The sequence below is a fragment of the Embleya sp. NPDC025285 genome (genome assembly GCF_055558835.1).
Genome location: NZ_JBVHLU010000123.1, coordinates 18152 through 27665 on the forward strand (window position 1 = coordinate 18152; position 9514 = coordinate 27665).

Genomic DNA, 9514 nt, shown 5'->3' on the forward strand with positions numbered 1-9514 from the left:
CACCTCACAGGCTCGGACGAGAAACGCCGTTTCGAGCCACGCCATGCCGGCACCGGCGCGCCACCCCTACGACGCCGGGACAGCTGTCATCCGCGCGGAGCGGAGATACACCCCGACCGAACTTGCGAGAGCGGTCCGAACGGTGCGAGGACCCGACGCGGTTGAGCGCCGAGGTCCGCCGGACCGATAGCGGCGACGCCCTGCTGATCGGCGTCATTGGGACCACGAACCCCCCGCGCGCTGCTGATCGACGATCCGACGGCCACAGGACGATGACGATCACCTCCCCACGACTCGACACCCGCCGGGCCCGTCACGTCGCCGAAGCGGTCCGAGGACGCCTGGGCACTCCGGCTTCGGCACGGACCGTCGACCACGTCGTTCCGTTCACGGCTCCGTTGCCATCGAGATCGCCCCCGGGGGTCGGCCGCCACAGGACAAGTCGCTTCGCCTGCGTCTGCGTTCGCGATACGGAGCTCCGGACGCGACAACGGGGAGGCTCGAAGCCGGGGATCGGACCGTTCGTCCGGCTCGATGCCCGAACGTTCACATCGACGGCGAGACGCGCGAACGGTCCGCCACCCGCGGCAGGCAAGGTCGGGCGGCGGACCGGTCGTCACAACACCGACCGCATGGGGAGGGAAGTCCCCCATGCACCCGGGGTCACGCGTGGATCGGAACGAGGAGGATCGGGGCCTTGGCGTGGTGGAGCGCGGTGTGGGTGACGCGGCCCAGGTTGGGGCCGAAGCGCCCGGTGTTGCGGTGCGCGGCGAGGACGACCATCTCGGCGCCGGCGCTCGCGGCGACCAAGGCGTGCGAGGGGGAGTCGAGGACGACGTCCTCGGTGACGCTGACGTCCGGATATTTCTCGCGCAGGGGTTCGAGGACGGCGGACAGGGTGGTTCGCGCGGCGGCCCGCCAGTCGTCCATGAGCCACACGGCCGGGGCATAGCCGATCCCGGCGGTCGTCATGGCGGGGTACAGCCACGCGTGGAGGGCGCGCAGCGGCAACCGCCGGGCGTGGGCCAGGGCGAACGCGGCCTCCAGGGCGGGTGCGCAGTCGTCGCCGGAGACGCCGACCACGATCGGTTTCGGGGAGCGGTCGGCGGCGGTGTCGTGGTCGGGGTGGACGACCAGGAGTGGGCAGCGGGTCGCGGCCGCGACGGGGAGGCTGACCGACCCCATCAACAGGCCGGTGAAACCGCCCAACCCTCGGCTGCCGACCACCAGCAGTGCGGCGCGATCGCTCGCGGCCTCCAACGCGTCGATGGCGTTCGCGTGTTCGACTGCGGCGATCACCGGGAGGTCGTGGTGGCGGGCGCGGGCGCGGGCGGCGCCCCGGTCGACGATGGCGCGGGCGTTCTCGCGCAGCTGTTGACCGAAGCGGTCGTCGGCGGCGGCGACTTCGACCCATTCCAGTACGTGCAGTACCTCGAGGGTGGTGTGGCGGTGGGCGGCTTCGTCGGCGGCCAGATCGACGGCGTGTTCGGCGCCGGGCGAGCCGTCGTATCCGACGACGACGTGCCCACGGGCCGGCGCCGCAGGGGAGGACGATCCGGTGGGGGAGGTCGATGCCTGGTTCACGGCGGGTTTCCTTTCGAACGGTTGATCCTCGGGTCGGACGCCGGCCCGTGGCTCGGGTGCCCGGGCCGGCACGCGCTCAGTCGTGGGCGGCCGATGGCGCGTCGTTCCGCGCGGTGGGGACGATCACGAGCGGGCAGTGGGCGTGGTGGATGAGCCCCTGGCCGACCGAGCCCGGCAACAGGCCCGCGAAGCCGCCTCGGCCGCGGGCGCCGACCACCAGGCACAGGGCGTGCTCGGCGGCGTTGCGCAACGCCTTGACCGGATGCCCGACGGTGACCTCGCGGCGCACCGGCACGGCCGGGTACTTCTCGGCCCAACCGGCAAGGGCCTCGGCGAGCCGGAGCCTGCCCTCCGGCATCTCTTCCTCCATGCGCAGCCCGGCCAACAGTCCGACGGGCGGTCGGCGGACATGGACGGCCACGACCGTGGCTCCGCGACGGGCGGCCTCGTCGAAGGCGTACGCCACAGCCGCCTCGGCGCGCTGTGCCCCGTCCACCGCGACCACGACGGTCGGGGGCTCGCTGCTCGTGTGCTCGGGTTCGCGGACGACGACGACCGGGCACCTCGCGTGCGCGGTGATCGGCACCGCGACGCCGCCGATGGTCGGCAACTCCGTCACGGCGGACAGTCGCCGCGACCCGAGAACGATCATCGCCGCATCCCGCGTGTGCTCGCGCAGCACGGCCACGGGCGCCCCGTCGGCCAAGACCGTCACCGTGGCCAGTTCGGGACGGCGGGTCGCGACGAGGTCGCGGGCCTCGTCGAGCGCGCGCAGGCCGGCGTCGCGGAATCGTGCGCCCCAGGTCTGCCGATGCGGATCGGTCCGGGGGTCGCGGTCGGCGCCGACCGGCCAGTCGAGCGCGTGCACCAGGCGCAGCCACAGACCCCGACGGGCCGCCTCGTCGGCCGCCCACACCACGGCGAGCCGGCCCGCGTCGGTATGGTCGACGCCCACCACGATCGGCGCCCTTCGCCCATGCTCGGTCACGGTTGCCGCCCCCGTCTCCGGCGGCCGATCATCTGCCGGCCCTGTGACACGAACACTGCTCGTGCCGGTGGGACGCGGCCAGGGTCGTTCGACCCGAGCGGTGGGAACCGGTCGGCCCTGCCAGGCGCGCGGAATCGGCACCGGACCGGTCGCGAGCGGAACGGACGCGGCCGGCGGCAGGGAACACGTCCAGGAACGAGATGGCACACCGCGCGGGGTCCGGGTGTCGCACGCCCTGCGGTGAGACGGCCGCTGCTGCGGCCTCCGGGGCACGAGGACCCGGACGCGCCGCCGGCGACGCATCGTGCGATGTCGGCGGAGAACCTGCACCTGCGATTTCGCGGCACTCGCAGACGTCGGTACGCGAGAGCGCAGCACACCCGGCCGTGCCGGGTGCGGCGCGCTCATCGCGCACATCCACGACGGGCGTGAGGCCGTCGAACACAACGGCGACGCGGGCTGAGGAACTCGCCTTGGCGATGGCCGATGCCCGACACGGCAGGCGGTGGGCACCCCGCCGATCGAGCACGCGGTCACGATGGCCCGCGCGGACACGTTCTTGTTCCATCGCCCGATGCTTGGGGTCTTCGAGAACACGGATTGCCGACGCGCAACCGACCCGTGGCCGCGGTGACGCACTGCAACTCCCCTCGAGCGGGCCTCGTCACTCGCCCTCGAGGAGCGAGCCCGGAGTCGGCGTGGAGACCCGGGCCCGGCGCGAGGGCCCCGTGGTGCGTCGCCGAACCGGGAAGAGTCGTCCCGACCGTCGAGACCCGGACAAGGCCGCGCCCGCCCACCGAGGCCGACGTCCCGCCCGCCCGCCGTCGCGGTTCATCTGCGGCATCGAGACGACGGGCCGAGGCGGGCACAACTCGATTCCGTGACCCGTCACGAAGACGCGTTCGGGAAGGCCCGCGGAAGGGGCGCAAATCATCTGCTCGACGGGGCGTTCTTCCCGTCGGCGGATGACGCGCGGCCGACGTCCCAGGACCCGACCCGAAGAAGGGATTCGACCGCGGTGCGGTTACCGGTCGCGCTGACATCGACACCCGGGAGGAGCGATGCATCACGAGGCCGGACACCGTCGGCGCCACGCGATCGAACAAGTCCACCCGGTTCGACGACCGACAAGAGGGGTGTGCGCCTTCGCGGTGCCATCGACCCAGGGCCTCGCAGCCCGCCCCGGGGCACCCTCGTCGACCGACCCTGACGGCGGCCCGTGTCGTCGCCCGTGCCACCCACCGGCACAGGGCGTCGGGACCGGTGTTCGGTGCGACCGCCCGGCGACGCGACCGGTGGCGCACGCCGCGCGCCCACGCGTGCGGCAGCCGAGACACGGCGGTCAGGTGAGCCCCGGACCAGTGCCCGCGAGCAGGCCCATCGCGTTCATTTCGCGCAGGGGCGGTCCGGCCGTCGGCCGAGAGCACTGTGTGGGGAGTCGGCTCGTGCCGCTGCGGCCAGGTGGTCGTTCAGCCGTCGCAGCTGCTCTTCCATGACCTGCAGGCGCTGCTCGAGAGAAGCGTATTCCAGCCGTTCCTCCGCCTGTTGCTCGGGAAGGATCAGCCGGGTGGCGATCGTCGCGGTTACCACACCCATCATGCCGATGCCCACCACCATCAACACCGCCCCCACCAGGCGCCCCTCGCCGGTGACCGGGTGCAGATCGCCGTACCCGACGGTGGTGACCGTGCTGATCGCCCACCACAGGGCATCCGGGTAGTCGCCGATGTTCGCATTCGGCGCGCGGCGCTCCGGTGCCAGGACGGCCGCGGCACCGGCGACGAGGATCGTCAGGACCAGCGCGACGGTGCTCACCAACAGGCGACCGGTGCGCCCACCCCGTGCGACCGCCCCGATACGGCCGATCACCGCGACCAGGCGCAGGATCCGTGTCGCGGGCAGCGCGACCGCGGCAAGGTCCAGCGGGTGGGAGCACACGAACCGCCAACGGTCGCGGCTGAGCCTGAGCCTGACAAGGTAGTCGGTGACGAAGACCGCCCACACCCCGTACTCGATCCACAGCACCGGACGCGCACGCGCCTGCAACGCCTCGCCCAGAACGAACGTGGTCAACGAGAGGACCGCCAGGAGCATCAGCCATGGGGTCGTCGCACGCTCCCACCGCCGATACGTCGTGGACTCGTGGTTCCCGTTCGAGTCCCGCATCACGAACTCCGTCAGGTAGGGACACCCTCGGACCGGCTCCGGCCCCGTGTCACGGCGGTCGCCGTCGCCGATCGCTCATCATCCTCCCGGCGTACGCAAGACAAGCGAGGGGTCGGAGGACACCACACCTGTGCCGGGGCTGTGCCGGTCGAGTCCAACGCCTCCTCGAAGGATGCCCGCACGGCGGCGAAACGATTGCGGCGGCCACGATCGCCGTGCGTGCCGGGGCGCGGCGCTCACATCGGGCGACGAGCGGGACCGAGCCGCGCGGGTCGCCGGTCGTGGGGAGCGCAACTTCGCGTATGCCCGGCCGGCGGTCAATCCGCGCGACCGACGGTGGGCACCGACGCGGCGCGGCCACCCCCGGTCGAAGCGTTGCTCACGGCGGCCCCGTCGGCATCGACCCACCGGGGAAGCGGCCGGTCTCGTCGGGTGCTCAGCCGCGGGTGGACGCGTTCTCGTCGCCCGAAACCGGGACGATCATCAAGGGGCAGCGGGCGTGGTGGATCAGGCCCTGGCTGACCGAGCCCAACAGCATGCCCGCGAAGCCGCCGTGCCCCCGGGTTCCGACGACCAGGCCCAGCGCGTGCTCGGCGGCATCGGCCAGGACCCGCACCGGGTGTCCGACGACGACTTCCCGCCGCACCGGCACATCCGGATACTTCTCGCTCCACCCGGCGAGTGTCTCGGCGAGCCGGATCCGGCCCTCCCGAAGTTCCTCACCGGTGCGCAGTCCGGCCATCAGACCGGTGGACGGCTGCCGAACGTGCACGGCCACGACCGTGGCGCCGCGGCGCGCGGCCTCGTCGAACGCGTACGCCACCGCAGGTGCCGAGCGCTGCGACCCGTCCACACCAACCACGATCGTGCGCGGGTCGGCAGTGATGTGCTCGGGCTCGCGGACCACCACCACCGGGCACCCGGCGTGCGCGGTGATCGAGGTCGCGATGCTGCCGGTGATCAGGAGCTCGGTCGTCGCCGACAGCCGGCGCGAGCCGACCACGATCATCGCCGCGTCCCGCGCCTGTCCGGGCAGCACCGAGATGGGCGCGCCGTCCAGGAGGACCCGGTCCGTGACCAGCGAGGGATGGCGCGCGGCCACGAGCGCGGCGGCCTCGTCCAGCGCGCGCGTCCCGACGGCCCGGAAGCGTTCACCCCAGGTCTGCCGGTGCGTGTTCGTCTCCGATCCGCGGTCGGCGCCGGCGGGCCAGTCCAGGGCGTGGACCAGGCGCAGCGGCAGCCGGCGGCGGGCGGCCTCGTCGGCCGCCCACACCACGGCGAGCCCGCCCGCGTCGGTGGGCTCCACTCCTACCACGATCGGCGGCGTTCCCTCATTCATGTTCACGGTGAACTCCCTCTCTGGGACCGGCGCTTGACGGCCCGTGCCCCGAACACTGCTCGTCGTCGGGGCCCGGACACAGGGCCGATGGACCCCCGCCGGGGGACCACCCGGCCTTGGCCGTGCCCGGGTGATCGAGACGAGACTGACCGTGAGCGGCGCGCGGGCGCCACGGTCGAAGGGAACCGGTCCATGAACGAGCTCGGCACAGCGCGCGAGACCTGGGTCCTGGCCGCCGACGGCGAGACGGTCCTGCTGCGCCCCCGGGACCCCAGGACCGGGACGCGGTGCCGGCGATGCATCGTGCGATGTCGGCGGAGGCTCTGTACCTGCGGTTCTTCGGCACCTCGCAGACGTCTGTGCGCGAGATCGCCGAGCGGGTGAGTACGCCCGGCCGGCCGGGTGCGGTGCGCTGATCGCGCTGACCCACGACGGGCGAGTTCGTCGGGGTCGTCGAATACGACGGCGACGCCGACTCGGGCGAGGCGGAGCTCGCCCTGGCGGTGGCCGACGCCTGGCAAGGGCGGGGAATCGGCACTCTGCTGATCGAGCACGTCGTCACGATGGCCCGCGCGGACAAGGTGAGCACGCTGGTCGCGGACACGTTGCCGTGGAATCGCCCGATGCTGCGGGTGCTCGAGGACATGGGGCTGCCGGTGCGCGACCGCCCGGTGGCCGGGGTGGTGAACTGCGTGATTCCGCTGGACGGCGACATCGCCTCGACGGAGCGGTACCTGACCGCGATGGCGTGGTGCGAGGGCCCTGGCGGATGTGGCCAGTCTCGCGCCGCTGTTCACCCCTCGATCGATCGCGGTGGCGGGTGCCGGACATCGCGCGGAATCCGTCGGCCGGGCCCTGCTGCGCAACGTGAAGGCGGGGCACTACACCGGGCCCCTGGCCGTGCTGCACCCCACGCAGACCGAGGTGGACGGGGTGCCGGCGTTCCCGACGCCGGACCTGCTCCCGGAGGTGCCCGACTGGTGGTGGCCGTACCGGCCGACCGGGTTCCCGATCTGGTCGAGGACTGCGGGCGCGCAGGTGTGCGGGCCCTGGTCGTGATCACCTCGGGAGGCACTCCCGAGCAGGCCGCGCGGGTGCGCGCCTCCGTCCGCCGCCACGGGATGCGGATGGTCGGCCCGAACTGCCAGCCAGGCCGGGCCGCCGTGCGCGGTGCGCACCGCGTCCCCGGGCCGGGCGCCGCCGGGCCGGCCGCGAACGAGCAGGACGAAGTGCTGGGTTCGTTGGTGGTGTTCGGTCTGGGCGGGGTCGCCCCCCGACGTCCTTGGCGACCACGGTGCGCGGTTGACCCCGCTGACCGACCTGGACGCGCACTCGCTCCTGGCCGCCTCACGAAGGGCGCCGCTGCTGTACGGCCGCCGGGGTGGGCCGGCCGTCGACACCGCCGGGATCGAGGACGTCCTGCACCGGTTGTCCAGGCTCGCGGACGATGTGCCGCAGCTCGTGGTAGCCGACTTGAACCCCCTGGTCGCCCGCCCCGACGGCGTCACCGTCGTCGACGCCCGGACCCGCCCGGCGCCCCGACACGGACAGGATCCCTGACTGCGGCGACTGCGCCGACCTCGTGCTCGAAGGAGGATGCCCGACCGGGTTTCGGATCGCGGGGGAGGCCGATATTTTCCCGCGGTCCGACCGAGGCCCCACGGAAACGACTCGCCGACGACCGCCGTCACGGCTCGTCGCCCCGTTGCGACGCGTACGCCGGGCGCCCGAAGGGACACGGCTGTGGCTGGGGTACCGGGACGCCTTGCCACACCGGCACAGACGGTCACCCGGCCCGATACCGGTTGTCGCCGGACGCCCGGCCTTGGCTCGGCCATCGGGGTCGGTGCCTACGTCGGCAGGCCGCGTGCGAGGCGTCCGTGACGTGCTCAGGACGTTTTGGGCCCGCCGGGGGAGGGGACGGCAGCCGCACGTTGCACCAGTCGACCGGTGACGAACTCGGAGGTGATCTGGAACCACGCCTGTTCCCCATCGTCGCCGTCGACCTCGGGAAGCAGCCGTTCCACGCGCGCGACGGCCGCAGGGTCGAGGACACGCGAGGCCTGCCCGGTGACCGTACCCGTCCAGCCGGTCCGTGCGGCCCGGTCGATGTGATCGGCCTGGAACGCGACCACCGCGTCGAGCGCGGCCCTCGCGAGCGGGGAGTCGACGGGCGTACGAAAGACCACGCACTCCCGGTCGACGGCGAAGACCACCAAGTGAACGGCCGGGAGAGCGCCCTCGCTGACCACGACGCGTCCCACCTGTGCGCCCGCCATCAGTTCCAACGTCTCCCGGCGGTCGAGGGGACGTTTCGTTACGGGGTGTTCGCTCATCTCTCCACCTTCGAACCCCGACCCGACCTCGGCCAGGGCCGAAAGACCCGGTGCCCGACATCCGCTCAACCCGTCCCCGAGCGGCGATTCCCGACGCCTGGCATGGCGGGTCCGCCTGGTGTGCGCGGCCACCGGCCCTGCCCGTTTCGACCGGCTGGACGACGGCACGATCCCTCGGATCCGAGCGCAGGCCACGCGCACGTGTCCGTGCCGGCCAATCCCACCGGCTTCGGAACGGCGGCGTCGTCACCGCAGGCCACGAGTCGTGCACCCGTGGGGGAGAGCGCGCCGGTCCACCTGCCACGCCACCACGACCACGGGTGGCACCACACTCGCGACCACCGCCAACCAGGATGCTCGCACCCAAGGCCCGACACGGGCCCGCTCGGGCGCGTCGGCATCCGATGCGGGCACGGGCTCTCGCGGCGTCACCCCTTGCCCGGTCGGCCCAGCACGTCATTCGTTCGAGGCACGCATGCTCCGTCTGTCGAGTGACGAGCACGCCAACGGCCTCCCGAATAGGCCATCGTGTCCGGGCAAAGGCCACGGCCGGCGCACGGCCGGGTCACCGTGAAAGGGGTCAGACCGATGTCCGTCGCCACTGTCGGAGCGACCGGGTGGCTGTGGACCGTCCGCATCGTCAACCACGGCCGCCCTGCCCTGAGGCAATCCAAGATCCAGTGCACCGATCCGCCATGCCCGGTCGTCCCCAGGTACGGCGACCCCGCCGACCGCGCCGCGGCTTTGGAACACCTCGCCTTCCACGCCCGCGGCGAAGGCCCGGCCCGCCCCGACGCGACATGCCGCTGCCGAGGCGAAGGATGCACCTGGCACGCGCGCATCCGAGGCCGATGCGCGAGTACCACCCGATTCGTGGTCTTTCCAGATCGGACCGGCTGCGTCTGCCGGTTGGCCGAGATGTGCGCCGCGTGCGCGGTGGCCATCCCGCCCGTCGGGGTGGGATCGGATCCGGGTGGCCCGACACACGAGATTCGGCCGGGCCCGTCACGTGGACGGTGCCCGACCGGGTCGTGTGGCGATCAGAGCAGCCAGCGGTGGTCGCGGACGATCGGCAGGCGGGCCCACAGGGCGCCCAGGCCG

General features: G+C 72.9%; 6 protein-coding genes and 2 pseudogenes. 3 read left to right on the forward strand and 5 right to left on the reverse strand.

Annotated features, from left to right (window positions below; all coding sequences use genetic code 11):
* Positions 1 to 663: 663 nt before the first annotated feature.
* The 4 genes from ACZ4FV_RS45205 to ACZ4FV_RS45220 all read right to left on the reverse strand — a co-directional run bounded on the left by ACZ4FV_RS45205 (position 664) and on the right by ACZ4FV_RS45220 (position 6077).
* The gene (locus ACZ4FV_RS45205) at positions 664 to 1584 is read right to left on the reverse strand and encodes a universal stress protein (protein WP_465326750.1); all 921 of its coding nucleotides are present in this window, start codon (positions 1582 to 1584) and stop codon (positions 664 to 666) included.
* Between the two features lie 76 nt (positions 1585 to 1660).
* A complete protein-coding gene (locus ACZ4FV_RS45210; RefSeq protein ID WP_465326752.1) occupies positions 1661 to 2572 on the reverse strand; it encodes a universal stress protein in 912 nt (303 codons plus the stop codon).
* 1386 nt (positions 2573 to 3958) lie between these two features.
* A complete protein-coding gene (locus tag ACZ4FV_RS45215) occupies positions 3959 to 4738 on the reverse strand; it encodes a potassium channel family protein (RefSeq protein ID WP_465326754.1) in 780 nt (259 codons plus the stop codon).
* 436 nt (positions 4739 to 5174) lie between these two features.
* Entirely contained in the window at positions 5175 to 6077 is a 903-nt protein-coding gene (locus ACZ4FV_RS45220; protein ID WP_395874606.1) for a universal stress protein, read from the reverse strand.
* Positions 6078 to 6568: 491 nt separating this feature from the next.
* On the opposite strand from ACZ4FV_RS45220, the pseudogene ACZ4FV_RS45225 reads away from it, so the two are divergent.
* The 3 genes and pseudogenes from ACZ4FV_RS45225 to ACZ4FV_RS45235 form a co-directional block, all read left to right on the forward strand.
* Positions 6569 to 6670 (forward strand): annotated as a pseudogene (locus tag ACZ4FV_RS45225) (GNAT family N-acetyltransferase); the annotation flags it as partial.
* Positions 6671 to 6890: 220 nt separating this feature from the next.
* Positions 6891 to 7162 (forward strand): annotated as a pseudogene (locus tag ACZ4FV_RS45230) (CoA-binding protein); the annotation flags it as partial.
* 85 nt (positions 7163 to 7247) lie between these two features.
* Entirely contained in the window at positions 7248 to 7637 is a 390-nt protein-coding gene (locus tag ACZ4FV_RS45235) for an acetate--CoA ligase family protein (RefSeq protein WP_465326756.1), read from the forward strand.
* 329 nt (positions 7638 to 7966) lie between these two features.
* Here the strand turns inward: ACZ4FV_RS45235 and ACZ4FV_RS45240 are convergent, their stop codons facing one another.
* Complete coding sequence (locus ACZ4FV_RS45240) at positions 7967 to 8413, reverse strand: pyridoxamine 5'-phosphate oxidase family protein (RefSeq protein ID WP_395874601.1); 447 nt, start codon at positions 8411 to 8413, stop codon at positions 7967 to 7969.
* Between the last annotated feature and the right edge of the window lie 1101 nt (positions 8414 to 9514).